The following is a 26,118-nucleotide window of genomic DNA, read 5'->3' as shown; positions in this document are numbered from 1 at the left end:
ATACTGTTCTAAGGCGCGAGCGTCTGCTTGATCTGCCAGCGGTCGTGATACCAGAGCCACTGTTCCGGATATTCCCGCACCCAGCTTTCCACCTTGTCGTTGAGCAGCTGGGCGGCGGCCGGCAGGTCGAGATTGCCCTTGGCGTCGCGCGGCATGTCCAGCCGCGGCTCGATTTCCAGCCGGTAGCGATTTCCGGGCAGCCGGATGCAGCGCGCCGGATAGACTTCGCAGTCGAACTGGCGCACCAGCTTCGGCAGCAGCGGATTGGTCTTGACGTCGCGCCCGAAGAAGGTGCCCTTGAGCCCCTTGCGGAATTTCTGGTCGACCAGCACGCCCACCCCCTGGCCTGCTTCCAGCTGACGGGCGAGCGCGAAGGAGGAGCCGGCATGCGAGGGCACCAGCTTGCCCATGCGGGCGCTGCGGAAGTCGAACACCTTCTTGGCGACATAAGGATTGTTCGGCGGCCGAAAGAGCACGGTGACGTTGAGCCCGAAGGCAGCACCCGCTACCGGCAGCAGCTCGAAATTGGCGGTATGGCCGGTAAAGACGATGAAGGGGCGCGGATTGTCACGCAGGTCGAGGAAGATCGGGACGCCCGACACCTCCACCCTGCCCGGCTCCGACTTTTCAGGATCATAGTCGAACAACTGGTCGAGGAAGACGTATTCCGCAGCAAGCCGGCCCATATTGCCCCAGCTGGCGAGCGCGATCTCCTCGATCTCGGCCTCGCTCTTCTCGGGAAAGGCGTTGCGCAGATTGGTCAGCATCAATCTGTGGCGGCTGGTCAGCCGGCCGAGGCGTCGCATCATCCTGTCGGCGAAGCGGATCGCGCCGTCGGCCGGAAACAGCTTCAGGAAATTCATGAAGCCGAACATCAGCTGAGCCACCAGCCATTGCTGGAAATTCCTGAGCGCCAGAACGAACCGGGTGATGAACAGCTTCACGCGGTCAATCCATCTTCAGGATGATCTTGCCGAAGATCTGGCGCGATTCCATCCGCTCCAGCGCCCGGTCGATATCACTGAAGCTGACCTCGGTATCGATGACGGGATGGACGAGCCCGCGGCCCATCTTCTGCATCGCATCCGCCATGTTCTCCATGCGGCAGCCGAAGGAACCGAAGAGCTTGAGTTGTTGCTGGAACAGCATCATCAGGTTCATCTCTGTCGAAACACCCGAGGTCGAGCCGCAGGTGACGAGGCGCCCGCCGCGCTTCATGCAGAGCATCGAGCCTGCCCAGGTGTCCTTGCCGACATGTTCGAAGACGACGTCGACGCCCTTCTTCTTGGTGAGCTTGCGCACCACGCCTTCGAAACGGTCGGTGCGATAGTTGATGACGTGATCGGCGCCGAGCGCCTTGGCCCTTTCGATCTTGTCGTCCGAACCGACCGTGGTGATGACGGTGCAGCCGATCTTCTTGGCGAGCTGGATCGCCGCCGTGCCGATGCCGGAGCCGCCGGCATGGACGAGGATCGTCTCGCCCGGCTCAAGCTTGGCATTGTCGAACAGCATGTGCTCGACCGTGCCGAAGGTGACAGGAGCAAGCGCCGCGCCGATCGCGTCGACGCCGGGAGGGGCAGGCACCAGCAGGCGCGCCGGCAGGTTGACCTTCTCCTGCGCAAAGCCGTCGAGATGGAAGCCGTGCACGCCCGAGACATGTTCGCAGAGATTGTCGCGGCCTTCACGGCAGGGACGGCAGAGGCCGCAGGTGCGCGCGCCGTAGATGGAGACGAGCTGGCCTGGCAGCACGTTGGCAACGCCCGGGCCGATCGATTCCACGACGCCGGAGGCTTCCGCACCGATGACCAGCGGCATCTTGCGCTTGGCGAATGCCATGCCGCGCCAGCCCCAGACGTCGATATGGTTGAGCGCCACCGCCTTGACGCGCAGCGTCACCTCGCCGGCACCAGGAGCGTCCGGTTCCGGCAGATCGGTGATCTCAAGCTTGCGGTCGTCGATCAGTTGCAAAGCGCGCATGGCAAAATCCCTCGCCTCGAAGGCGTTCTTCTTGTCATAAAAATTGTCGGGAACCGCTTAAGCCGGTTCGAGCGCCATGACAAGGCTGGCATTCTGCCCGCCGAAGCCGAAGGAGTTGGAAAGCACGGCCGAAACCTGGGCTTCCCGCTTCTTGTTCGGCACGACATCGAGAACGATCGACGGATCGGGGTTGTTGTAGTTGATCGTCGGCGGCAGCGTCCCGGTCAGCATCGTTTGCAGCGAGAACACCGCCTCGACGGCGCCCGCCGCCGTCAGCGTATGGCCGATCATCGACTTGTTCGATGAAACCGGAATGCCGACAAGCCGATCGCCGAACACGGCCGACATCGCGCCATACTCCATCTTGTCGTTCTCCGGCGTCGAGGTGCCGTGCGCATTGATGTAGCCGATGCCGCTCTCGTCGATGCCGGCATCGGCAAGGGCCGCGCGGATCGTCGCGATTGCCGGGCCGCCGTCGGGCGACGACCGGGTGCGGTGGAAGCTGTCCGCCTTGTCGCCGGCGCCCTTCATGATGCCGAGCACCTTGGCGCCGCGGGCGACCGCCGATTCCAGCGATTCCAGCACCAGGGTCGCTGCACCTTCGGCGATGACGAAGCCGTCGCGATCCTTGCTGAACGGCTTGGAAGCCTTGGTCGGTGGATCGTTCTGTGTCGAAAGGGCTGACAGCAACGAGAAGCGGATCAGCGCTTCGGCACTCAGCGATCCGTCGGTCGCGACCGTCAGCGCGCGATCCGTGCGGCCTTGGCGGATCGCCTCGATGCCGAGCTGGATCGCCGTGACGCCGGAGGCGCAGGCGGTCGAAAGCGTGACGGGAAGGCCGCGGGTGCCGAACCGGTCGGCAAGGCGCTCGGAAATAGCGCCAAACAGGGCCGCCTCATGGAAGGCCGGGTCCGGACGCTGGCGCAACGCCGTCAGGAAGCGCTCATAGGCATCCCCTGGATGGTCGGAAGCCGGCGAACGGTCGGCAAGTTCGAAACGCGCGCTCCATTCCGGCTCGATCGGCGGGGCGGCAAGAAACAGAGGGCCGTTGAAATCGCCGGAAAGGCCGGCATCGGCAAGCGCCTCGATCGTCGTTTCGCGGGCGAAGGCATAGGAGCGCTCGACGGCGTTCGGCACCGGAATGCCGATGAAATCAACGGTGCCGGCGATCCGCGTCGACAAGCCCTCGGTCGGGAAGCGGTTGATCTCGTGGATGCCCGACGTGCCTGACGAAAGCGCTGCCCAGTTGTCGCTGAGGCCCTGGCCGAGCGAGGTGATGATGCCCATGCCGGTAACAGCCACGATCGGACGGCCGAGGTGATCTCTATAAGCGGAAGCTGTCATATTTCTCACTCCTCACGCATCTGCGGAAAGAACGGCAACGCCCTCGCCGCGCTGGTGTCCGACCATGGTCACGACGGCGGCGGTTGCGCCTGCCCGCATCGGCGCCTCATGGGCGGCATCGAAGGGCGGAACCTTGGCCTTGCCGTCGACGGCAAGGGCTGCAAGCGCCAGACCCAGCGTGAACTGCGTCTCGATCGTATGGCCGGTGACGCCGCCGAAGCCGCGGATCGCAACGTCCGGCAATTGATGCTCGAGCACCGCCCGCTCGCGGGCGGCAAGATCGTGCATGCCGGTCGATCCGGAAAAGATCGCCGTGCTTTCAGTGGCAAGCCCGGCAGCCGGCGCCAAAAGCCGCTCCAGCCGGACTTCGAGATTGCCGGAATTGCGGTTGCCGCGATCGCCCTCGACCGCGTCGATGACGGCATAGATATGGGCACCGCGGGCCTCGGCATGCTTCCGCGATTCCAGCACCAGGAAGGCGCCTGCCGAACCGGTGATCATGCCGCCGCCGTCGCTGGGTCTACGCGACCAGAGCGGCACCCAATCGCCGCGCGCATGGGCGCCGATCGCTTCGGTGAGCAGGATCATGTCGGGCCGCTCGGCCGCGAAGGCGCCTCCAACAAGCGCATGCGAGGATTCGCCTGATTTGATGCGGTAGAAGGCGGTCTCGACGGCGGATATGCCGGCCGCTTCCTCGCCCATGAAGGTGCGCGACGAGCCGGTGACCTTGTGCACGATCGAGATATTGCCGGCGAGCAGGTTGGAAAGCTGGGCGAGGAACAGTGTCGGCCTCAGCTCGGTCGTCAGCTTCTCGTTGAGCAGCAACTCGCGGTCATTGCGCTTGAGCGCCTCGTCGACGATCAGTGTGTCGACATTGATGTCGCGCTCGCCGCCGCCGGCCGCCACGATCATGTCCATCGTGCCGCAGGCCTCGCTATCGTCCTTGAAGCCGGCATCGTCGAGCGCAAGGCCGGCGGCGAAGACGCCGATGCGCTGCCAGTTCTCCATCTGGCGTTGATCGCCGCGCTTGGCGATCTGCTGCGACCAGTCGATCTCAGGCAGCGGATGCACCGGATAGGGCTTGAACTTCTCGGTCTCGACAATCGCCTTCGGAGTGCTCGTGGCCGAAAGCAGCGCGATATGCGCATCCTTGCCGACGCCCTGACAGGTGACGATGCCTATGCCCGAGATGACGACGTCGTTTGCAGCCTTGCTCATCCAATCACTCCCTGCGCCGCGATCGCTTCGAGAAGCCCGATCTCGCCGGCACGTTTCTTCACGATATCGCCGAGCGGCACCTCGGAAAACGGCATGGTGCGCAGTTTCAGCTGCGCATCGCAGACCTTCTTGCCGCCGCTGGTGATTTTAGCCTTGGTGACCGCGAAACCCGAACCGTCATGCTCGAGCACGGCCTCGATGTCGAGCACGGCTTCCGGTTCGACGAAGGTGCGCATCTTGGCGCCGTCGACGGTCATCAGGAAGGGCATGGCGGCAAAATTGGTGACAGCAAGCACCAGCATGCCGGAGGCCTGGGCCATGGTCTCGATCAGGAGCACGCCGGGAACGAGCGGCATGCCGGGAAAATGACCCTCGAAGACGGGGCTCTTCGCCGGCACGACGGATCGCGCCTTGAGCGTGCCCTTCTTCAGGTCCACCGCTTCGACGCGGTCAATCATCTGGAAATATTCCAGCAGCATTCGGATCCTCCGGCCCGACAGGCCAGATCCGCCCGCCGGTGACGCCTAAAGCGCGTCTGGTTCGCACTTTAGGTCTTTGTTTTATGCATGCCGTTGTCCCAAAACCGCTGCGCACTTTTGGGCGGCATGCACTAGTTAGGAACGAAACCGCCCGGCCGCCATATTCAGGGCGGCAGGGCGTTCAAAAAAGACTGGTATATCGCTCAGGCCTTGGCTGCTTTGAGCTCGTCGATCTTGGCGCAGAGGTTCTTCAGCACGAAGTATTCTTCGGTGGAAACCTTGCCTTCGTTGACTTCCTGCGTCCACTTTTCGAGCGGGATCTTGATGCCGAATTCCTTGTCGATCGCAAAGACGATGTCGAGGAAATCGAGGCTGTCGATACCGAGGTCGTCGATCGTATGGCTCTCCGGCGTGATCGTCGCGCGGTCGATCTCGCTGGTTTCTGCAATAATGTCGGCAACTTTATCGAATGTAGCGGTCACGCGCTGTACCTCATGAAATGACGATTTAAACCCCCTCATAGGCAAATCCATTTCAAAAGCCAATGCTTTCGTCCCGGCGTTGCGGCAATTTGCCGGCTGGGTGTTGCCTAAACAGCAATGGAATGCCGGCCTTTGCCGTCACGCAAGGCGCGAGGCGATGCCGCTTTAGAAAGCCCGCCCTATCGGCGGGGCGAAGAAGCCGTCCGAATCAAACCCGCGGACGGCCTCTTTTCGGCGCAGGCGCTTCCCATAACAGCCATGGCACGGAAACTTTGATCTGGATCAAATCGGGATCCCGGCGAAATTGATAATCATCAAGCCGCGCTGGAAGAAATCGGGATAGCCGAACCCGCAATCGCGGCGTAATCGTCTAGGGTATACCCGGCATGCGCAGCCACACCCGGCACGCGCGGATTTCGAAGGGATCAGGACATGGACGTCGCACGCGGTGAGGTTTCCGACTCCGGCACTCTCGTCGCCTGCCGTTCCTGCCAGGCGCGGCACGGCGTCGTCTGCGGCGCGCTGTCGAGCAGCCAGCTCCGGGAACTCGGCCGCCACTCGCTGCGCCGTAAGGTCGATGCCGGCAGCGAGATCATCGCTCAAGGGTCGGAAAGCTCTTTCTATTCGAACATCATGCGCGGGGTGGTGAAACTCTGCAAGGTGATGCCGGACGGGCGCCAGCAGATCGTCGGCCTGCAATTCTCCCCCGATTTCGTCGGCAGGCCCTTCGTGCGCGAAAGCACGCTGTCGGCCGAGGCTGCGACCGATTCCGAAATCTGCGTCTTCCCGCGCAACCTGCTCGACCGCATGATATCGGAGACGCCGGAACTGCAGCGCAGCCTGCACGATCAGGCGCTGAAGGAGCTGGATGCCGCGCGCGAATGGATGCTGACGCTCGGCCGGCGCACCGCCGAGGAGAAGGTCGCAAGCTTACTCCACCTCATCGCCACCCACGCCGAACCGCAAACGGCCACGAGCACCGCTTTCGACCTGCCGCTATCCCGCGCCGAGATCGCCGATTTCCTCGGGCTGACGATCGAAACTGTCAGCCGCCAGATGACCAGGCTGCGCAAGAGCGGCGTCATTCGCATCGAGAACTTCCGACGTATCATCGTCCCCGACATGGATGAGCTGGAGCGGATGATCAGCGCGTAATGACCACGCGGGTATTGGCAAGGCCGGCCTGCCGCGTCAGCGAGAAGAACTGGGCAGCATTATCGGGATGCAGGCGAACACAGCCATGCGAGGCCGGCCGGCCCAGGCGCTTCAGGTCGAAGGTGGCGTGAACGGCATAACCGCCGTTGAAGAACACGGCGTAGGGCATCGGCGCATTGTCGTATTTCCTGGAGCGGTGATCGCGCGACAGCCACTTGGCGCGCCACGAACCGGTCGGCGTGACATAGCCGTTGCGCGCGGTCGAAACCTTCCAGCGATACTTGACGAAGCCGTTCTCGGAAACAGTCATCGTCTGCTTGCCGATGCTGATATTGGCGACCAGCGTTGCTGCCTGAGCGGCAACAGGAGAAAACTGCAGCAATAAACTTGCGGCCGCAGCCGCCAAAATCGTCTTCATCATAACCCCTCTTCGAACTCGCGCAGCTTAATTGCGCCCTCACGAAAGAGAGACTACGGCAATACTTATTAGATTGCTTTAATCCGAATGGTAATCACAATTTTAACGGCGCATGGCAGCAAGCGGGTACGCCGCAGGCTTACTGAAGCTTGCGCTTCGCCCCAGCCTGATTGAGCCCTTGGTAGGCCTTGTTCATCTTCTCGCGGATCGAGGCCATGGTGCCGAGATTATGGCCGCAGGCCGCACAGGTGATGATGTCGGTCTCCCGGATCTCGGGACGCTCGAACTTCATCTTGGTGCTCTTGCACTTCGGGCACGGTAATTCAACCTGAACTGTCATCGCTCTGCTTCCAATCTGATGGAGATATGAGGCGGTCGGAATAAACGTTTGAGTGGGGGCTGTCTACCGGCGGCGTGGGTGTGCTGTGTCGCACCCCCTCTCAGGGCACACCCTATCCCGCGTGCACGGCGCAACCCTACAGAAAACACAGAAACAACCCGAACGTAGTACCAGCGAGCACCATGCAGCTGGCGTAAAATACCGATACGCCGTCCTCGATATCGCTTGAGGTCGCCACGTTGCGGCCGGTGTCGTTGATCATCGGCTCGCGCACGATGACGCCGCCATAGATGCGCGGGCCGGCGAGCTGGACATTCAGCGCGCCTGCCATTGCTGCCTCCGGCCTGCCGGAGTTCGGCGAACGGTGCAAGGCCCCGTCGCGCATCGCCACCCGGATCGCCTCGCGCCCGGCGCTTGTTCCCCGCCGGATCCAGGCGCCGGCGGCAATCAGCAGTATGGAGAGGCGCGCGGCCGGCCAGTTGGCGAAATCGTCGAGCCGGGCGGCGGCCCAGCCGAAGTCGATGTATTTTTCCGACTTATGGCCGATCATCGAATCCGCCGTGTTCAGCATCTTGTAGGCGAAGAGCCCCGGCAGGCCGAAGACGGCATACCAGAGCGCCGGTGCGACGACGCCGTCGGAGAAATTCTCGGCAAGGCTTTCGATCGCCGCGCGGCAGACGGCTGGCTCGTCCAGCGTCTCGGGATCGCGTCCGACGATGCGGGAAACGGCGGTCCGCCCGCCGGCAAGCCCCTCGTCGCGTAAGGCGACGGCGACGGCCGCGACGTGATCGGCAAGGCTTTTCTGCGCCAGGAAGATCGCCACCAGCCCGGTCTCCAGCAAGATGCCGGCAAGGCCAAACAGCGCGAAGAACCGGTTGAACACGAAGCCTGCGGCTATCGCCACCAGAAGCAGCACCAGGATGGCGGCGATACCGTTCATTCGGCGTTGCGAGCCGGTGAGACTTTCCGGGTTGAGCTGCCGGTCGGCATAAGAGATCGCCGCACCGAACATGACGACGGGATGCGGCATCCGCGACCACAACCATTGCGGATCGCCGGCGATCCGGTCGAGCAGCAGCGCCAGAAGCAGTACGAGAAGGTTTTCGTCGATCGTCATCGCTCAAATCTCTGAAGGGCTTCGCCAAGCCGCCTGTCGGCCGCCGGATCGGGCGTCAGCCCGAAACGCAGCCAATCCGGCGCATAGTCGAACTTGCGGACGAGAATATGATGGCGGCAGAGATGCGTGTAAATGTCGCCGGCTCTCGCATCGGCGACAAGGGTGAAGAGCGCCGTTCCTCCAGCCATCCGCAACCCGGCGCCCTTCAGCACCGCATGCAGACCGGCGCAACGTTCATTGATGCGGCTGCAGATAGCAGAAACATCCGATCGCAGCAGCGAACCTGCAATCGAAAGGGCCGGTCCTGAGACCGCCCAAGGTCCGAGCCAGTCTTCGAAACGCGCGAGAATATCGCCGCGCGCAATCGCGAAACCGAGCCGGAGGCCGGCAAATCCGAAGAACTTGCCGAAGGAGCGGAAGATGATGAGGTTGGAAAGCTGCGGCGCACGGGATGCAAGGCTGAGCGCCGGATCGGTATCACCGAAGGCCTCATCGACGACGAGAAGCCCGCCTGCTGCCTTCATCCTGTCGTGCAGGGCAATCAGTGTTTCGGCCGGCCATGCCCGTCCATCAGGATTGTTCGGATTGACGACGACAGCCAACCGATGTCCGGCTCCGATCGCGGCAATATCGTCTACCACATCGATGGCAAAACCGGCCGAGGCGAAGGCGCGCGCATACTCGCCATAGGTCGGCGATACCACGGCAATCTTGTTGTCCGTCACGGCAATCTTGTTGTCCGTCACGGCAATCTTGTTGTCCGTCACGGCAATCTTGTTGTCCGTCACGGCAACCCTGTTGTCCGTCACATCGACTCGGTCGTCCGTAACGCCAACCAGCCTACCCTCGACCAGACGTGGCAGAAGCTGGATCACCGATTGTGTGCCGGGCACTGGTAGCGGCAGAATCTCGCCGCTGCCGTAGTGGTCGCGCGCCGCGCGCCTTGCCTCATCGACGAGGTGCCTGTCCGGCAGGCGGTGCCAGGCTCGCGCCGGAATGTCAGGCAGCGCGACGGGGCACGGATTGATGCCTGTGGAAAGATCGAGCCAGTCGTCCGGCCTGCCGCCGAAGGTAGCGGCAGCCGCGGTGATGCCGCCGCCGTGGACAATCGGTGCGCTCATGCGGCGGCTCCGGCAAGATCGATCAGATGCATGTAGGAGCCTGCCACCTGGTCGCGCCTGAGACCGGCGGCACCCAGATCGGTTCCGAGCGCATCCTGCACCTGAAAAAGCCGCTTGCCCTCGCCCTCGGAGACGACGCTGGAATAGTGGAATTCATGGGCCGTCATCATCCGCGCAAAGAAGGCGCCGTCGAGGGGCACAACACGGCGATAGCCGAGATGACGCTTTCGCTCGGCATAGGTGGTGACGACGGGCAGCAGGCCGAGCATCTCGTGGCGATGCCCCTTCGCATCGATCAGGCCCTCGCCAAGCACCATGTAGCCGCCGCATTCGCCATAGATCCGGATGTCGCGCGCTGCCGCATCGAGCATGCCGGCGCGGAAATTCTGCGCCTCTGCCAGCCGCCCGGCATGCAGCTCGGGATAACCACCGGGCAGATAGATCGCATCGGCATCACCAGCCGGCGCCTCGTCGGCGAGCGGCGAGAAAAAGGAAATCGCAGCACCCCGGCGGCGCCAGCCGAGCAGCATATGCTCGTAGGAAAAGGCAAAGGCGACATCGCGCGCCACGGCGATGCGGGCACCCAGCGGCGGCAACCGGTCGATATTGGCGGCCGATGGCCGGTTGAGCCCCTGTCTGGCGATGCGCAGCAGGAATTCAAAATTGCATTCCTCGGAGACGGCATCCGCCGCATGGTCGATGAAATTGTCGAGGGTTGCATGTTCGCCGGCCTGGACGAGGCCGAGATGGCGCTCCGGCAGGGAAAGCGCCTTGTCGCTGCCGATGACGGCGATGACAGGCATACGGATAGCTTCGAGCGCCTGCCGCAGCATCGCCTCGTGCCGTTCGCTGCCGACCTTGTTGAGGATGACACCGGCAACCCGCACATCGGCACGGAAACCGGCAAAACCAGTAACCAGCGCCGCCACCGACTGCGACATGCGCGAGGCATCGACGACCAACACCACGGAAAGCCCAAGCTGGGCCGCCAGATCGGCCGCCGTTCCCTTTCCGTCGGCCGCCCCATCGAAAAGCCCCATCATCGCCTCGATGATAAGGATACGGTCGCCGGAGCGGTGAAGGGCGCCATTGGCCGAGATCAGCTCCGGGCGCATCGCCCAGGGATCGAAATTCAGACAGAGCGTGCCACTCGCTGCCGCATGGAAGGCAGGATCGATATAGTCGGGGCCGGCCTTGCCGGGCGCGACCGCGATGCCGCGCCGGCGAAGCGCCCGGAGCAAACCGAGCGTCACCATCGTCTTGCCGGCGCCGGAGGAAGGTGCTGCGATCAGGAGGCCGCTCATGCCCGCACCTTGCCGGACCGGCGGAATGGATCGGGTTGCAGGCGCCGCCCGGCGAGCGCACCAAGCCAGTCGAGCGAAGCTCGGAGCCGCACCACCTCCCCGACGACGACGACAGCCGGCGGCTCCAGCCCGGAAGCGGCAACGGCCTCGGTCGCCTCTCCGAGCGTCGTTTCCAGCACCTGCTGCCGGCCAGTGGCGGCATTGCAGACGAAGGCGACGGGCTCGGATGGCAGCCGGCCTGCGGCGATCAGACGGGCGCTGATCTCGGCGATATGCTTCATCGCCATGTACATGACGATGACAGGCGAGCCCCGTCCGATCGCCTCCCAGTTGATCCTGTCGGGCACGATACCTGACGAATCATGGCCTGTGAGGAAGGTCACGGCATGGTTGATGTCGCGATGCGTCACCGGGATGCCGGCATAGGCGAGCCCGCCGATGCCGGCGGTGATGCCGGGCACGATGCGGAAAGGGATGTTGTGCTCGACCAGCGTCAGCGCCTCTTCGCCGCCGCGACCGAAGACGAAGGGATCGCCGCCCTTCAGCCGCAGCACTCGCTTGCCGGCGCGCGCAAGCTCCACCAGCCGCAGCGAGATGTCGCGCTGCTTCGCCGAAGGCTTGCCGCCGCGTTTGCCGGCATATTCCACCAGCGTTTCCGGCCTTGCCAGCGCCAGGCATTCCTCGTTGACCAGCGCGTCGTGAACGATGACGTCGGCCTCGGAAAGTCCCTTGGCGGCGAGCAGCGTCAGCAAGCCGGGATCACCGGGGCCGGCCCCGACGAGCCAGACGCTGCCCGGCTCAAGCGCCGGAAGATGGGAGAATGCGGCATCGATCATCCTGCTGATCTAGGCCCCGCAAAGGGCAAGGTCAACGCCGCGCCCATCACCTCACTTGAAGTTGCTGAGATGAGCATGACTCACTTTGTGAAGTGTCGGATTCAAATCCTCGGAGAACCCTCATAACGCAATGAATATATTGCAATATATCCCGAAGGCCGGCCGCGATGCTGCCGGCCTTCAAGCTAGTCAGGCTGCAAGCAGTGTATTGCGGATGAGGTCCAGGACCCTCTCCGACTCAATGCCGGTGCAGACCACCTGGCTCGGCAAGCCATCCCAAGCGCCATCAGGCGGAAAACGCCGCCCATCTGGCCTGACGATCGTCTGGCCATCGGCGATGCCGCCGCAGACGACACGCACCGCACCCGATATTGACGAGAACAGCTCCGGCACCACGACATAGACGCAGGCGCAGCTGTCATGCACCATCATGCCGTCTTCAACCGCGTGCTTGTAGAAATCGATGTAGGACTGCGAGAGTGCGTCGAGCTGCTTGACCGCCTTGTCACCCCTCGCCGCCATCTCGCCGAGATAGCTGCGGCTCATCGTGGTAATCGCGGTGACGTCGAGGCCGATGACGGCCACCTTCCAGGGTGCGGTCATGACGATGTCGGCAGCCTCAGGATCACCGTGGATATTGGCCTCGGCGACCGGCGAGACATTTCCCGGCACATAGAAATTGCCGCCCATGATGACGACGTCCTTGGCCAGCGTCGCAATCTCGGGGTCTTCCTTCAGCGCCAGCGCCAGATTGGTCATCCGGCCGACGGCGACGAGGCGCACCTCGCCCGGATGGGCGCGCACCGTGTCGATGATGAAGCGATGCGCCGGGCGCGGATCGAGCGGCAGGTCGATCGTCTCCGGTACCTCGATATCGCCGAGGCCGTTGTCGCCATGCACCATGGCCGGCCATGGCCGTTCCGCACGCGCGGAATCGATGGTGACGCTGGCGCCCTTGGAAACGGGTGCCGGAATATTCCATTCGCGCTTGAGGAAGAGCGCATTGCGCGTCGTCGTCTCAACCGAGGCGTTGCCGAAGACCGTGGTGATGCCGAGAAGGTCGATTTCGGGATGGCGATGCAGGAAGAGAAGCGCCATGGCGTCGTCGACGCCAGGGTCGGTGTCATAAATGACCTTGTGCATGAGATATCCTCTAGATGTGAACCGTGAAGCTGCCGGACGGCGCCGCGAATTGGCGCCAACATAACGTCCACTAGGCTTTCTGCAACCCGCTGCGGGAAACTGCCGCTGTCGCATGTGCAGATTTGATCTTGGCGACAGCAAGCTCGGCATCCGGTCCCGCAGCTGCAAGCGCAGCGGCCTCGGCGACCCCATGGCAGCCGACGCGGGCAAAGACGATCGCAGAGGGATTCGCGAGCCGCGGCGTCTCCTCCTCCAGCCGCGGCGCGCCGAAGAAGACGGCAGGCACGGAAAAATGCGCGGCAACAGCAAGGATCGCCGGCTCCAGTCTTCGGCTGTCGATCGAGGCAATGGCTGCGAGTTCCGCCGCGCCAATACCGGCTACATCGAGCGCCTCGATCGCAAGCGCCAGCACCTCGGCAGGCGACGTCCCACGCTCGCAGCCGAGGCCGAGCACGTGGAGCCTCGCCGTATCGAAAGAGATATCGCTCATGGAAACCGTCAAATACGCCCTGCCCATGTCGTTGCAGCCATTGCAGCTTGGGACGGCAAATGCAACAAGGCCGTCCGAAATCCCTCCCCGGAATACCACCTTGCCCGATATCGCCTTCGATCTGCTTCTGCTGCTCTGCGCAGCGGCTTTCTTTGCCGGTTTCGTCGATTCTATTGCCCGCGGCGGCGGCCTCATCACCGTTCCCGTCATGCTGATCGCGGGCATTCCGCCGCTCCAGACCCTCGGCACCAACAAGGTGCAGTCCCTCTTCGGCGCCGCCTCGGCCTCGATCGCCTACGCCCGCAAGGGCCATGTGCAGCTTGCGGAACAATTGCCGATGGCGCTGATGGCCATCATGGGCGGGGCGCTCGGCGCGGCACTCGCCACCATCGTTCCAGGCCAAGCGCTGCAGGCCATCATGCCGGTGCTCCTGGTGGCGATCGCCATCTTCTTCGCCGTCAAGCCGAACCTCAACGACCTCGACACGCACCGCCGCGTGACGCCCTTTACCTTCGGCCTGACGCTGGTACCTGTCATTGGCTTCTATGACGGCGTCTTCGGCCCCGGCACGGGCTCCTTCTTCATGCTGGCCTTCGTCACGCTCGCCGGCTTCGGCATGCTGAAGGCGACGGCCCACACCAAGCTTCTCAATCTCGGCTCGAATTTCGGCGCGCTGATCGTCTTCGCAAGCTTCGGGGCAATACTCTGGAAGATCGGCCTGTTGATGGGTACCTGCCAGTTCCTCGGCGCGCAGCTGGGCTCGCGGTTTGCCATGCGCATCGGCGCAAAGCTCATCAAGCCGCTGCTCGTGATCGTCTCCGTCGCCCTTGCGGTAAAGCTGCTCGCCGACCCGGCAAATCCGCTGCGTGTCTGGCTCGGCGTCTGACCGAACCCTCGACCATCTTCCATTACCTCTGACGTAATTGATAAGATGCATCGCCTTCCCGCATGATCGGGCTGCCTGGAACTGACGGGCGATCAAAAGGAGATGACCCGATGAACGACGCAAACACCAACGCAGAGCGCTATCTCGCCATCTGGAACGAGACGGATGCCGCTCGCCGTCGCGCTCTCATCGCCGAGAGCTGGAGCAAAGCCGCGACCTATATCGACCCACTGATGCGCGGCGAAGGCCATGAGCAGATCAATTCGCTGGTCGAGGCGGTGCAAAGCCGCTTCCCCGGCTTCCGCTTCGCCCTGATCGGAGCGGCCGACGGCTACGGCGACAACCTGCGCTTCTCCTGGGGCCTCGGCCCGGAAAACGGCGATGCGTTAATCAAGGGCACGGATTTCGCCGAACTCGAAGGCGGCAAGCTGAAATCCGTCCGCGGTTTCATAGATTTGCTGCCGGAAGCCGCCTGATGACGCCGACCGCCCGCTCCCTTGGAGACCATCTGCGCGAATGGCGCCAGCGCCGCCGCATGAGCCAACTCGACCTCGCGCTGGAGGCGGAGATCTCGCAGCGGCATCTGAGCTTCATCGAGAGCGGGCGCTCGACACCGAGCCGCGACATGCTGCTGCATCTTGCCGAACGGCTCGACGTGCCCCTTCGCGATCGGAACCCGCTGCTGCTCGCGGCGGGTTTCGCTCCCGTTTTTGCCGAACGCGCGCTCGACGATCCTGCACTGGAACCGGCCCGTCGCGCCATCGACATGGTACTGAAAGGGCACGAGCCCTTCCCAGCAATTGCCGTCGACCGCCATTGGACACTCATCGCAGCCAATGCGGCCATCGCTCCGCTGCTCTCAGCCGTTGCCGACCAGTCCCTGCTCACACCGCCCGTCAACGTACTGCGCCTCAGCCTGCATCCGCAAGGATTGGCGCCCCATATCAAAAACCTCTCCGAGTGGCGCGCCCACCTTATCGGCAGGCTGCGCCAGCAGTTCTCCGCTTCGGGCGATCCAATGCTGGACAAGCTTTTGAAGGAGTTGCTGTCCTATCCAGCGCCTAAAACTGCTGGCGAGGTCCATACCGACTATGCCGGCATCGCCGTTCCCCTTCAGCTTTCGACCAAGGCCGGCTTGCTTTCGCTGATCTCGACAACGACGATCTTCGGCACCCCCGTCGACATCACTTTGTCGGAACTCGCGGTCGAATCCTTCTTCCCGGCAGACGACGAAACGGCCGCCATCCTGCGCAGCCTCGCGCTCAACTGACCGTCTCAGAACTCCACGCCCGGCTGGCCCTTGATGCCGGAGCGGAAGGGATGTTTGATCAGTTCCATCTCGGTGACCAGATCCGCGATCTCGATCAACTCCTCCTTGGCGTTGCGCCCCGTCAGCACGACATGCGTCATATGGGGCTTTTCGGTCTTTAAGAATTCCACCACCTCGTTGATATCGAGATAGTCGTAGCGCAGCGCGATGTTGATCTCGTCGAGCAGCACCATGGAATTGCGCTCGTCGCGGATCAGCTCCTTGGCCTTTTCCCAGGCGGCCGAGGCTGCGGCGACATCGCGGGCGCGGTCCTGCGTTTCCCAGGTGAAACCCTCGCCCATCGTGTGAAACTGGCAGAGATCGGAGAAATGCTTCTCGATCAGATCGCGCTCGCCGGTCCACATCGCGCCCTTGATGAACTGCACGACGGCGGACGGCTTGCCATGGGCGATGTGGCGGAAGATCATACCGAAGGCGGAAGACGACTTGCCCTTGCCTTTGCCGGTATGGACGATGATCAGGCCCTTGCCGTCGGTCTTGGTCGCCATGATCTTGTCGCGCGCGGCCTTCTTCTTCGCCATCTTCTCGGCGTGGCGCGCGTCGTCTTTTCCGGTTTCGTTTCCCGGGATCTCGTTCTCTGGTGCTTCGTCGCTCATTGGTTCACCTCATTCTATTGTCTGGCGGCCAGGTCGAACCGGGCCGAATTGCTGCGCGGCGTCCAGAGGCTGCGGTCGATTGCTTCGCTGAGCCGCTCCCTCATCTCGTCGAATGCCGCCGGGTTCTTCTCGATCATGAAGTCACGCACGGCCGGATCGGTGACAAAGGCCTGGTAGACGGCCTCGAAATGGTGTTCGCCGACGGCACCCGTCGTTGCCGAAAAGGCAAAGAGATAATCGACGGTCGCGGCGATCTCGGCCGCCCCCTTGTAGCCATGACGCATGACGCCCGCGATCCATTTCGGATTGACGACACGGCCGCGCACGACACGGCCGATCTCTTCCTCCAGCGAACGGATGACCGGCCGCTCGGGCCTCGAATGGTCATTGTGATAGATCGATGGGCGTGTCCCGGCGAGTTGCTCGGCGGCGGCGGCCATGCCGCCCTCGAATTGATAGTAGTCGTCGCTATCGAGCAGATCGTGCTCGCGGTTGTCCTGGTTCTGGATAACAGCCTGCACCGAGCGCAGCCGCTCCTCGAACAAGCCGCGTTCGGCCTTGCCCTCCTCGCCGGCACCATAGGCATAGCTGCCCCAGACGAGATAGGCCTCGGCGAGATCGGCGCGCCGCTCCCAGCCCTTTTCGTCGATCAGTGCCTGCAGCCCGGCGCCATAGGCGCCGGGCTTCGAGCCGAAAACGCGGTAACCCGCCCGGCGCCTTGCCGCGACTTCGTCAAGACCGGCAGCCGCAAGCCTTGCCGCTTCGCCACGCATGCGCGTCGCGATCGGATTGTCGACCTCGTCCTCTTCAAGCGCGCCCACGGCACGGATCGCCTTGTCGAACAGCGCGATCTGCTCGGGAAAGGCGTCGCGGAAGAAGCCGGAAATGCGGAGCGTCACGTCGACCCGCGGCCGCCTGAGCATCGCCGGCGGAATGATCTCATAGCCGGTGACGCGGCGCGAGCTCATGTCCCAGAGCGGCTTGACGCCGATCAGCGCCAGGGCCTGGGCGATATCGTCGCCGCCAGTGCGCATGTTTGACGTGCCCCAGGCCGTCAACCCGAAGGAGACAGGCCATTCGCCATGATCCTGCACATAGCGGCGGACAAGCAGTTCCGCCGATTTTTTGCCGAGTTCGTAGGCGGCCGGCGTCGGCACCGTACGGCTGTCGACCGAGTAGAAATTGCGGCCCGTCGGCAGCACATCGGGCCGTCCACGCGTCGGCGCGCCGGAGGGGCCGGGTGCGACGAAGCGGCCGTCGAGGCCTTTGAGCAGGCCGACGATTTCGGCCGGGCCGCAGGCGAGGATGGAACGTTTGAGGCGGGTTTCAATCTCGGAGACTACCAACCCGGTTTGAGACCAGAGGGCTGGGCACTCTATCTCGCCGGAGACGAACTTTGCAGCGAGCAGTTCGATGCGCTCGACGGTGTCTCCGTTGGTCCGCCATGGGGCGTCAAGAATATCTGCGAGGATATCAGGACGTGGGCCGGTCCAGACGGCGGCCATGTCACAATCGAGAGGGTCGAAGATGGAGGCACCCCCCTCTGTCCTGCCGGACATCTCCCCCACAAGGGGGGAGATCGAGGATGAGAGGCCTCGCTCAATCTCATGCGTCGAAGCTGCGGCATCTTCAAACAGTTCTTTTTCGGGAAGCCCAAGCGACTTGCCGATCTCCCCCCTTGTGGGGGAGATGTCCGGCAGGACAGAGGGGGGTATCCCCCCCACGCCGCCGCCCAATCTAGCATCCGCCGCGATCGCCCGCTGCAAACTTGCATCCCCACCCTCACCCAGCCCGCGCGGCACCCGCGCCAAAGCCACGGTGAGGTCCGTCAGCAACCGCCCCTCGGGCGAAACGCCGAACACATGCAGTCCATCGCGGATCTGCATTTCCTTGAGGTCGCAGAGATAGGCGTCGAGCTTCTTCAGCGCCTCGCCCTCGCTTTCGCCCTTGGCAATCCCGGCATCCCGGTCGAGGCCGATATCGGTGACAAGATCGAGGATCTGACGGCTGAGCAGACGAATGCGGCGGGGATCGCTGCCGGAGGCCTCGTAATATTCGTCGACCAGCGCCTCCAGATCCTTCAGCGGCCCGTAGCTCTCCGCCCGCGTCAAGGGCGGCGTCAGGTGGTCAATGATGACGGCAGCACTGCGGCGCTTGGCCTGCGTACCCTCGCCCGGATCGTTGACGATGAAGGGATAGAGATGCGGCAGCGGCCCGAGGATCGCCTCGGGATAGCAGCTTTCCGACAGCGCCAGCGCCTTGCCCGGCAGCCATTCGAGATTGCCGTGTTTGCCCATATGGATGACGGCATGGGCGCCGAACGCGCGGCGCAGGAAAGCGTAGAAGGCGAGATAACCGTGCGGCGGCACGAGATCCGGCGAATGATAGCTCTCTTTCGGGTCGATATTATAGCCGCGCGCCGGCTGGATGCCGACGAGCACATCGCCGAAACGGGCGAAAGGCAGGGCGAAGACGCCTTCGCGAAAATACGGATCATCTTCGGGATCGCCCCAGCGGGCTCTCACCTCATCCTGAATCTTATTGGGAAGAGATTCCAGGAAGCCGTTGTAGCGACTCAGGGAAAGCGTCTCGCGGATGATCTTTCCGTCGGAACCGGAATTAGTCGGCCCTTCCATCAGATGCCGTATCAGCGCGTCGCCGTCGGCCGGAATCTCGGCGGCCGGATACCCCGCCGCCCGCATAGCCTTCAGCACCTCGATGGTCCCGGCCGGCGTATCGAGTCCAACGCCGTTACCGAGCCGACCGTCGCGGTTTGGATAATTCGCCATGACGAGCGCAATGCGCCGGTCGCCGGCTGATGTCTTCCGCAGCCGCGCCCAGTTGGCGGCGAGCTCCGCCGTGTAGCGCACCCGGCCAGCATCCGGTTCGCTGGCGACAATATTCGTCTCGACGGCAGCATCGTAGCGCGCCGCCGTCTTGAAGGAAATCGCCCGCGACAGCACCCGGCCATCGACTTCAGGCAGCGCCACGTTCATACCGAGATCGCGCGCCGACAGGCCTTGCGAGGAAGCCGCCCATGCCTCCCTCGACGAGGCCGACAGGATCGCCTGCAACACGACTGCCTCGTTCGCTTCCAACACCGTCGGCTGCCGGTCCGCACCCGGTGCCGAGACCGCAAAGCCCGTAGTGTTGATGACGACATCGGGTTTCAGCGCGGAAAACACGCTTTCGAGAATGCCTGTGGAAACCGGATCCTTCAGGCTATAGGCAAAGACCGGCAATGGGCGCAGGCCGAGTGCGGCCAGCGCCTCGACAAGCGCTTCGATCGGGCCGGTCTCGCCACTTTGGACGAGGGCGCGGTAGAAGCTGATGGCGACTGTCGGGGGTTCAAATCCCTCCTCCGCTACCATCACCCGCTCGCCCCCCTCTGTCCTGCCGGACATCTCCCCCACAAGGGGGGAGATCAGGGATGAGAGGTCTCTCTCCATCTCTTCGGCGGAAGGTGCGGAATCTTCAAACGGTTCTTTTGTGGGAAGCGCTGGCAACTTGCCGATCTCCCCCCTTGTGGGGGAGATGTCCGGCAGGACAGAGGGGGGTGCCACGTCCAAAGACGTCTGTGAAGGCGTCGCAGCAACCCGCCGCCACTCCTCAACCCCGATCAACCCCCGCCCTGGCCACCAGATACCCGCCTTCATCAAAGGCACCGCCGGCGCAGGTTTCTCGCCGCCCGCCAGCATCGCTCCGGCATAATCGAGAAACGCCCGCGCATTGGCATCGCCGCCCTCGATCAGATAGGCCCAGAGCGCATTGAGATCGTGGAGATCGACATTGGAAAAAGGAACCAGCCCGGCATCCGGCTTCGCATCGCCCGGCAGCACCGCAATCAGCGCCCCGGCGCGGGACGCTGCCGCATGCAGCGCTTCCAGCGCATAATGGAAATAGCTGGCGCCCCCGAGCGCCCGCACGACAATCAACTTGGCATGCCGCGCGGTGCGCTCGACATAGGTGTCGATAGACATCGGATGCTTCAGGCTCATCAGGCTGGCGAGCCGCAGCGAATGCGCCGCCCCACGGTCGCGATGGGCGGCGGCGATCGCGGCAAGCTCGCTGTCGGCCGCCGACAGGAACAGGATGTCGCCCGGCGTCTGCCCGAGGTCGATTGCCTCCTCGCCGTCGCTGATCGTTCCCTGTTGAGCCAGAAGCAGATGCATCGGGTTACGCCAGCTCTTCGATCGCCGCCCTCACCGCGTCCTGATCCATTTCGTGCAGGCCGATGACGACAAGGCGCGTGGCGCGCTTTTCGCTCGCGCCCCAGGCGCGGTCGAAATAATGGTCGATGCGGCTGCCGACGGCCTGGATCTGGAGGCGCATCGGCTTCCCCGAGACATCGACGAAACCCTTGAGGCGCAGAACGTCATGGGCGACAATGATGCCCTTAAGCGCTTCGACGAAGCCAGCGGGATCGGCAATGGGTCCGAGCTCGACGACGAAGCTGTCGAATTCATCATGGTCATGCGGCGCACCGTCCTCATGCTCCAGCTCGTGATGCGACTTGCGATTGGCGACATCGTCCTCCGTGCCGATGCCGAGGCCGAGCAGGATGCCGGCCGACACCTCGCCGTTCTTCGCTTCGATCATCACGGGCTTGCGCACCGTGCGGGAGGCGACCTCGTCGCGCACCCTGATAAGGCCGGCAGCGTCGATCAGGTCTGTCTTGTTGAGCACGATGAGATCGGCGCAGGTAAGCTGGTCCTCGAACAGCTCCTCGATCGGGCTTTCGTGATCGAGCGACTCGTCCTCGGCGCGGCGCGCATCGACAGCATCATGGTCATCGGCAAAACGCCCTGCGGCAACGGCGGCGCTATCCACCACCGTGATGACGCCGTCGACAGTCACCTGCGTGCGGATGTCAGGCCAGTTGAAGGCGGCGACCAGCGGCTGCGGCAGAGCAAGGCCCGAGGTCTCGATGACGATATGGTCGGGACGCTGTTCGCGCTCGAGCAGCTTCGTCATCGTCGGGATGAAGTCATCGGCGACGGTGCAGCAGATGCAGCCATTGGTGAGCTCGATGATGTCATCCTCGGTGCAATTCTCCGCACCGCAGCCCTTCAGCACGTCGCCGTCGACGCCGAGATCGCCGAATTCGTTGATGATCAACGCAATCTTCTTGCCGCCGGCATTGGTGAGCAGATTGCGGATCATCGTCGTTTTGCCGGCGCCGAGGAAGCCGGTGATGACGGTTGCGGGAATCTTCTGCTGGTTCATAGACTTAACCCTTCATTTTCAGCGGCAGGCCTGCCGCGATGAAATAAACTTCGGCGGCCTTCGCCGCGATCGATTGGTGCAGCCGGCCGGCATGATCGCGAAAATCCCGCGCCATGCGATTGTCCGGCACGATGCCGAGACCGACCTCGTTGGAAACGAAAACAAGCCACGCCTTCGCGGCGGGCAGGAAATCGGCAAGGGCTGCAAATTCCGCCGCCATATTCCGCTCCTCCATCATCAGATTGGTGACCCAGAGCGTCAGGCAATCGACCAGCACGATGCCCCCTTCGCCGTCTATGGCGGCGAGTTTACCGACGAGATCGAGCGGCTCTTCATGCGTTGTCCAGGACGGACCCCGATCGGCCTTGTGTTGGGTGATGCGCGCCTGCATCTCCTCGTCCCATGCCCGGCCGGTCGCGACATAGTGACGGTCGAGGCCGGTCGCTGTGACGAGGGATTCGGCGAAACGGGATTTGCCGGAACGTGCGCCGCCGAGGATGAAGGTGGCGGTCATACTCAAAAGCCCCTCAGGGAGAGTGCGTAGCCGTGGCTTGTTCCGAGTGCACCTTTCTCGGCTACTGAGAGTGTGACACCCCCCTCTGTCCTGCCGGACATCTCCCCCACAAGGGGGGAGATTGAATCGCCGAGAGCTTTTCTCCAAACAATTGATGTAACACGACGGTCGTGCGGCTTGCCGACCTCCCTCCTTGTGGGGGAGATGTCCGGCAGGACAGAGGGGGGTACCCAGCATTCGACATAAGCGGCCGAAAACACTCCTCTTGCAGCGCTGCTTGGAGGCGTGGCATGCGCCGCACCAGGCCGCGCCGAATTCAATCGTTCAGCCAAGACAACCTCCGTGCTGGCAACGGGCATATTGCCCAGGTGTGGGCTTCTCGCCCGGCACGCATGGCAGGTCTCCTGGCTCGCGGTTATCGGCCGCGATCGGGGCAGACCGGAAACCGGTCGCCCTGATCGTGCCAGCGGATCATCCTCGCCTTCCCGGCTGCATCAGTGAAAAGGTGGACGATTCGTAGACTTGAGAGGCGTCCGACCCCGGTTGATCACCATGCATATCCAGTGGCTTTTCCGGCATGTCACCCATCCCGCCCGCTTGCATTATTGCAAGCCGCCGGCCGGAAGGGCCTGATGCCGGATGGAAGACCCTGACCGCTCTACAGTCGCGGGGTCGGCTGTGATGAAGGCGCCCGGCTTGGGTCCGCCCCGTCACATTCCCTTTTCATCCGGAAGGGCGCAACACCGATCCGGAACCATCCGTTATGTCAGGATGGTCAGTCGACCATCCGTTATCGGGATGGTTAGGCAAGCGCAGGGATGAAGTCAACCGGCCTTGGCGGCCGCCCGATCGCCAGCCACGCGGCGCACTTACCCAAGCACGACTTACCCTACCTTAAATATCGTCATTTATCAGAGGCTTACGTCATAAAAAATCTATTCCATCCGCCGGCTTTTCGCCGCAATTGCGTCGCAAGCGGACTGCGCGACCATCTCCGCCCTTGACCGGGCCTCTCCCCGCCTAGTTGTCTAGCCATGCTTATGAAATTGGATCGGCGCCGTTTCCGCGCGCTGCGTGTTTTCTTCGATCCGGGACGCCTGCGGGCGCTGGCCCGCCGTAGCGAGGTCGGCCTGTCGCTGGCGGGCGCCGTCGTCGGCGTCATCTCCGGTCTCGCCGTCACCGGCATGAGCTACGTCTCCAACGAGCTGCATCAGCTGGTCTTCGGCATCGCCGACAGCGAAAGGTTGAGCTCGTCCGAGATCGAAAACAAGCTGCTGCTGCTCACCGCCCCCGTCATCGGCGGCGCCCTGCTCGGCCTGCTGCTTTTCGTGCTGGCGAAACGGCGCAAGAAACCGATGGTCGACCCGATCGAGGCCAATGCGCTGCATGGCGGTCGCCTGTCCCTGACCGACAGCATCATCGTTGCCGTGCAGAACCTGATCTCCAACGGTTTCGGCGCCTCCGTCGGCCTGGAGGCCGGCTATACCCAGCTTGCCGCCGGACTCGCCTCGAAATTCGGCCTGAAGCTGCAGCTTCGCCGCTCGGACTTGCGCACCCTCGTTGGCTGCGGCGCGGCAGGCGCCATCGCCGCCGCCTTCAACGCGCCGCTGACCGGCGCCTTCTATGCTTTCGAGCTGATCATCGGCACCTATACCATCGTCTCGCTGACGCCTGTCGTCGTCTCCGCCCTCGTCTCCACCCTGATCGCAAGGCTGCTTGCCGGCAGCGATTTCACCATCGATATCGGCAGCTTCGGTTCAGTCGTGCCGGCCGATTATATCCCGGCGCTGCTGCTCGGTGCTTTCTGCGCCGGTGTCGGCATCCTGATCATGCAGGGCGTCGCCTTTGTCGAGGAGCTGGCGCGCAAGAGCTCGATCGCCCCACCCTTCCGCCCGGCGCTCGGCGGCATCATCGTCGGGCTGTTGGCGATGATCTCGCCGCAGGTGCTCTCGGCCGGCCATGGCGCGCTGCATCTCAACCTTTCCCATGAGGTGGCGATCCCGACGCTGATCGGCCTCTTCCTCTTGAAATCCTTCGCCTCGGCGATCTCGATCGGCTCCGGCTTCAGGGGCGGACTGTTCTTCGCCTCGCTATTCATGGGCGCCCTGCTCGGCAAGCTCTTTGCCTATTGCGGCCCCTATTTCGCCGATGCGACGCTGACGCCCGTCATCTATGCCGTGGTCGGCATGAGTTCGCTTGCCGTCGCCGTCATCGGCGGGCCGCTGACCATGACGTTCCTGGCGCTCGAAATCACCGGCGATTTTCCGATCACGGCACTGGTGCTCGCTGCCGTCATCACCTCCTCGCTCGTCGTGCGTTCGACCTTCGGCTACTCCTTCGCCACATGGCGGTTCCATCTGCGCGGAGAAAGCATCCGCAGCGCCCATGACGTCGGCTGGATCCGCAACCTGACGGTCGACAAGCTGATGCGCGCCGACGTCAAGACGGCAAGGGCGGGCATCTCTCTGGAGGAATTCAAGCAGGCCTTCCCAATCGGCTCGACCCAGCGCGTCATCCTCGTCGAGGAGAGCGACAAATATGCAGGCCTCGTGCTGGTGCCGGAGATCTACGCCAACCCGACCGACGCCCAGGACGAGGGCAAGACGCTTGCCGATTTCATCCACTACCGCAACGACTTCCTGCAGCCGCAGATGAATGCCAAGCAGGCGGCGGCGATCTTCGACAAGAGCGAAAGCGAAGCACTCGCCGTCGTCAACAACCTGATCGAACGCAAGGTGATCGGCCAGCTCAGCGAAAGCTATACGCTGCGCCGCTACAGCGAAGAACTCGACCGCCGCCGCCGCGAGGTCTCAGGCGAGATCTGAGCGCCGTCGCGCCGATCGGATCGACGCTTCAGGATACGGCGTCGGCAAGCTTGAACACGTTTACCGCTTTCGAAACCCCGCGCAACTCGAAGGATCCCAGACATTCGTTGGCGACGGCGCAAGTGACGGCGAAGCTTTCCGACATCAGAAGATGATGGCCGAGCGTGCCGCAGAGTTTTTCGAGGCGCGAGGCCTCGTTGACGGCGCTGCCGATCACCGTGAAATCAAGCCTGCCGCGTGCGCCGATATTTCCATAGAAGACCTCGCCGAGATGCAGCACGACATCGACGCCGATGTCAGGACCTCCCTCATTCCTCCGCTGACCGTTCAGCACCTTGTTGGCTTCCAGAATATTCCTTGCGGAAGCCAGTGCGGCCATGCAGGCCTTTTGCGGATCTTCAGCATCGGTCGGAAAGATCGCCAGCACGCTATCGCCCATGAACTTGAGGATCTCGCCCGAATTTTCCTCGACATGCCAGCCGATCAGCTCGAAGTGTTCATTCAGAAACCCGGCGATTTCGCCCGGCTGATAAACCTCGGTCAGCGCCGTGAAGTTTCTCAGGTCCGCAAGCAGGATCGCCGCATTGATCGCCCCTCCCTTTCCCCTCTGAATATCGCCTGCAAGGATGCGTGCACTTGTCTTGGCGCCTGTATAGACGGCGAGGATATCCGATGCGGTTTTCGTTGCCGCGATACGATAACAAGCCAGCCCCAGCGCCGGGAAGAGCTTCGCGACGATCGCCAGTTGATCATCAGAAAATCCGCCCGGCCTGTCGCTTGTGAGAGACAGACTGACCCCGCGCAGCGCAGCCTCCTTCGGAAACTCCAGCAGGCTGACCAGGTGATCCGTGCCGCCGCCATGCGCGAATTCCGCAAGCTGCGGGTAGTTATCGACACCCTCGCCCTTGGCGATGTTCCATCGACCTGACGTTTCGCCACGGCCCAAAAGAAAATAGATCGGGGTCTTCTCGAAACTCAGCACTGCCGCACTGCCATATTCGGCATTCTCGATCGTGGTCGCACCGCCGCGCACGAAATTGGCCGAGACGCCGCCATACATGGGATGAATAGACGGCATTGAGATGCTTCCCCGCCAGATCGGAAAGCCATCCGCGATCAGCCGATCGCACAATCCAGCTATCAGCTCGCCAATATGCTCGGCTGTGATTCCATGTTCTATAAGCCACTGAATATGATTGTTAATTTCCGAACCTCCAAATGACCGACGCAGTTTATGGTTGGAAATCGGGCAAATGGACGGCGATGACCAACCGGGGCGGCGCCACATCAACCAATAGTCGAGTCAGGCAGATATTT

Annotated in this window: 24 protein-coding genes and 1 riboswitch; of the genes, 5 read left to right on the top strand and 19 right to left on the bottom strand. The window is 63.0% G+C overall.

Features of this window, described 5'->3' with window-relative positions; genetic code table 11:
* Positions 1–8 precede the first annotated feature (8 nt).
* The 6 genes from HX898_RS03560 to HX898_RS03535 form a co-directional block, all read right to left on the bottom strand.
* Positions 9–944, bottom strand: a complete 936-nt coding sequence (locus HX898_RS03560) for a lipid A biosynthesis lauroyl acyltransferase (protein ID WP_138390970.1) — start codon at positions 942–944, stop codon at positions 9–11.
* A 4-nt stretch (positions 945–948) separates the two neighbouring features.
* A complete protein-coding gene (locus HX898_RS03555) occupies positions 949–1,977 on the bottom strand; it encodes a zinc-binding dehydrogenase (protein WP_171598653.1) in 1,029 nt (342 codons plus the stop codon).
* Between the two features lie 57 nt (positions 1,978–2,034).
* Positions 2,035–3,321: a beta-ketoacyl-ACP synthase gene (locus HX898_RS03550; protein ID WP_003540471.1), complete on the bottom strand. Its 1,287-nt coding sequence runs from the start codon at positions 3,319–3,321 to the stop codon at positions 2,035–2,037.
* Between the two features lie 12 nt (positions 3,322–3,333).
* Positions 3,334–4,539: a beta-ketoacyl-ACP synthase gene (locus HX898_RS03545; protein WP_138390968.1), complete on the bottom strand. Its 1,206-nt coding sequence runs from the start codon at positions 4,537–4,539 to the stop codon at positions 3,334–3,336.
* Positions 4,536–5,018 (bottom strand): 3-hydroxyacyl-ACP dehydratase FabZ family protein, encoded by a 483-nt coding sequence (locus tag HX898_RS03540; protein WP_003540474.1) that lies wholly within the window; start codon positions 5,016–5,018, stop codon positions 4,536–4,538. Before HX898_RS03540 ends, HX898_RS03545 begins: the two co-directional genes overlap by 4 nt.
* Positions 5,019–5,221: 203 nt before the next feature.
* A complete protein-coding gene (locus HX898_RS03535) occupies positions 5,222–5,500 on the bottom strand; it encodes an acyl carrier protein (protein WP_003540486.1) in 279 nt (92 codons plus the stop codon).
* A 432-nt stretch (positions 5,501–5,932) separates the two neighbouring features.
* Between HX898_RS03535 and HX898_RS03530 the strand changes: the two genes are divergently transcribed.
* Positions 5,933–6,655, top strand: a complete 723-nt coding sequence (locus tag HX898_RS03530) for a Crp/Fnr family transcriptional regulator (RefSeq protein WP_180194019.1) — start codon at positions 5,933–5,935, stop codon at positions 6,653–6,655.
* Here HX898_RS03530 and HX898_RS03525 read toward each other — a convergent pair.
* The 8 genes from HX898_RS03525 to HX898_RS03490 form a co-directional block, all read right to left on the bottom strand.
* Positions 6,645–7,073, bottom strand: coding sequence for a L,D-transpeptidase (locus HX898_RS03525; RefSeq protein WP_129420337.1), 429 nt, complete (start codon positions 7,071–7,073; stop codon positions 6,645–6,647). The genes HX898_RS03530 and HX898_RS03525 overlap by 11 nt on opposite strands.
* Before the next feature lie 139 nt (positions 7,074–7,212).
* Complete coding sequence (locus HX898_RS03520) at positions 7,213–7,413, bottom strand: hypothetical protein (RefSeq protein WP_003540491.1); 201 nt, start codon at positions 7,411–7,413, stop codon at positions 7,213–7,215.
* Between the two features lie 136 nt (positions 7,414–7,549).
* Positions 7,550–8,530 carry an adenosylcobinamide-phosphate synthase CbiB gene (gene cbiB, locus HX898_RS03515; RefSeq protein ID WP_180194018.1) on the bottom strand — a complete coding sequence of 327 codons (981 nt, stop codon included), beginning with the start codon at positions 8,528–8,530 and terminating at the stop codon, positions 7,550–7,552.
* Positions 8,527–9,651: a threonine-phosphate decarboxylase gene (locus HX898_RS03510; RefSeq protein WP_180194017.1), complete on the bottom strand. Its 1,125-nt coding sequence runs from the start codon at positions 9,649–9,651 to the stop codon at positions 8,527–8,529. Before HX898_RS03510 ends, cbiB begins: the two co-directional genes overlap by 4 nt.
* Positions 9,648–10,955 carry a cobyrinate a,c-diamide synthase gene (locus HX898_RS03505; protein WP_180194016.1) on the bottom strand — a complete coding sequence of 436 codons (1,308 nt, stop codon included), beginning with the start codon at positions 10,953–10,955 and terminating at the stop codon, positions 9,648–9,650. Before HX898_RS03505 ends, HX898_RS03510 begins: the two co-directional genes overlap by 4 nt.
* Positions 10,952–11,791 carry a uroporphyrinogen-III C-methyltransferase gene (gene cobA, locus HX898_RS03500; RefSeq protein WP_180194015.1) on the bottom strand — a complete coding sequence of 280 codons (840 nt, stop codon included), beginning with the start codon at positions 11,789–11,791 and terminating at the stop codon, positions 10,952–10,954. Before cobA ends, HX898_RS03505 begins: the two co-directional genes overlap by 4 nt.
* Positions 11,792–11,980: 189 nt before the next feature.
* The gene (locus HX898_RS03495; RefSeq protein WP_171598648.1) at positions 11,981–12,934 is read right to left on the bottom strand and encodes a nucleoside hydrolase; all 954 of its coding nucleotides are present in this window, start codon (positions 12,932–12,934) and stop codon (positions 11,981–11,983) included.
* A 70-nt stretch (positions 12,935–13,004) separates the two neighbouring features.
* On the bottom strand, positions 13,005–13,424 hold the full coding sequence (locus tag HX898_RS03490) for a cobalamin biosynthesis protein (protein WP_138390961.1): 420 nt from the start codon (positions 13,422–13,424) through the stop codon (positions 13,005–13,007).
* A 100-nt stretch (positions 13,425–13,524) separates the two neighbouring features.
* Between HX898_RS03490 and HX898_RS03485 the strand changes: the two genes are divergently transcribed.
* From HX898_RS03485 to HX898_RS03475, 3 genes are all read left to right on the top strand, one after another.
* Positions 13,525–14,310 (top strand): TSUP family transporter, encoded by a 786-nt coding sequence (locus HX898_RS03485; RefSeq protein ID WP_180194350.1) that lies wholly within the window; start codon positions 13,525–13,527, stop codon positions 14,308–14,310.
* Between the two features lie 62 nt (positions 14,311–14,372).
* Positions 14,373–14,786, top strand: coding sequence for a nuclear transport factor 2 family protein (locus HX898_RS03480; protein ID WP_017988609.1), 414 nt, complete (start codon positions 14,373–14,375; stop codon positions 14,784–14,786).
* Complete coding sequence (locus tag HX898_RS03475; RefSeq protein WP_180194014.1) at positions 14,786–15,580, top strand: helix-turn-helix transcriptional regulator; 795 nt, start codon at positions 14,786–14,788, stop codon at positions 15,578–15,580. The genes HX898_RS03480 and HX898_RS03475 overlap by 1 nt, the downstream gene beginning before the upstream one ends.
* 5 nt (positions 15,581–15,585) lie before the next feature.
* Here the strand turns inward: HX898_RS03475 and cobO are convergent, their stop codons facing one another.
* From cobO to cobU, 4 genes are read right to left on the bottom strand one after another with little or no spacing between them, the layout of a single operon-like run.
* Entirely contained in the window at positions 15,586–16,236 is a 651-nt protein-coding gene (gene cobO / locus HX898_RS03470; RefSeq protein WP_180194013.1) for a cob(I)yrinic acid a,c-diamide adenosyltransferase, read from the bottom strand.
* A gap of 14 nt (positions 16,237–16,250) precedes the next feature.
* Positions 16,251–20,408: a cobaltochelatase subunit CobN gene (cobN, locus tag HX898_RS03465; protein ID WP_180194012.1), complete on the bottom strand. Its 4,158-nt coding sequence runs from the start codon at positions 20,406–20,408 to the stop codon at positions 16,251–16,253.
* Between the two features lie 4 nt (positions 20,409–20,412).
* Positions 20,413–21,462 carry a cobalamin biosynthesis protein CobW gene (cobW, locus tag HX898_RS03460; protein WP_180194011.1) on the bottom strand — a complete coding sequence of 350 codons (1,050 nt, stop codon included), beginning with the start codon at positions 21,460–21,462 and terminating at the stop codon, positions 20,413–20,415.
* Between the two features lie 4 nt (positions 21,463–21,466).
* Positions 21,467–21,976 (bottom strand): bifunctional adenosylcobinamide kinase/adenosylcobinamide-phosphate guanylyltransferase, encoded by a 510-nt coding sequence (cobU, locus tag HX898_RS03455; protein WP_171598644.1) that lies wholly within the window; start codon positions 21,974–21,976, stop codon positions 21,467–21,469.
* Between the two features lie 376 nt (positions 21,977–22,352).
* Positions 22,353–22,750, bottom strand: a riboswitch (cobalamin riboswitch).
* A gap of 260 nt (positions 22,751–23,010) precedes the next feature.
* Between cobU and HX898_RS03450 the strand changes: the two genes are divergently transcribed.
* On the top strand, positions 23,011–24,801 hold the full coding sequence (locus HX898_RS03450; protein WP_180194010.1) for a chloride channel protein: 1,791 nt from the start codon (positions 23,011–23,013) through the stop codon (positions 24,799–24,801).
* A gap of 28 nt (positions 24,802–24,829) precedes the next feature.
* Here HX898_RS03450 and HX898_RS03445 read toward each other — a convergent pair whose 3' ends face one another.
* A complete protein-coding gene (locus HX898_RS03445; protein WP_180194009.1) occupies positions 24,830–26,089 on the bottom strand; it encodes an adenylate/guanylate cyclase domain-containing protein in 1,260 nt (419 codons plus the stop codon).
* Positions 26,090–26,118 lie beyond the last annotated feature (29 nt).

The sequence above is a fragment of the Rhizobium sp. WYCCWR 11128 genome, assembly GCF_013416305.1.
Taxonomy (GTDB): domain Bacteria; phylum Pseudomonadota; class Alphaproteobacteria; order Rhizobiales; family Rhizobiaceae; genus Rhizobium; species Rhizobium indicum.
Note: the sequence above shows the minus strand (reverse complement) of the source record. Positions and strands in the feature narration are given on the sequence as shown.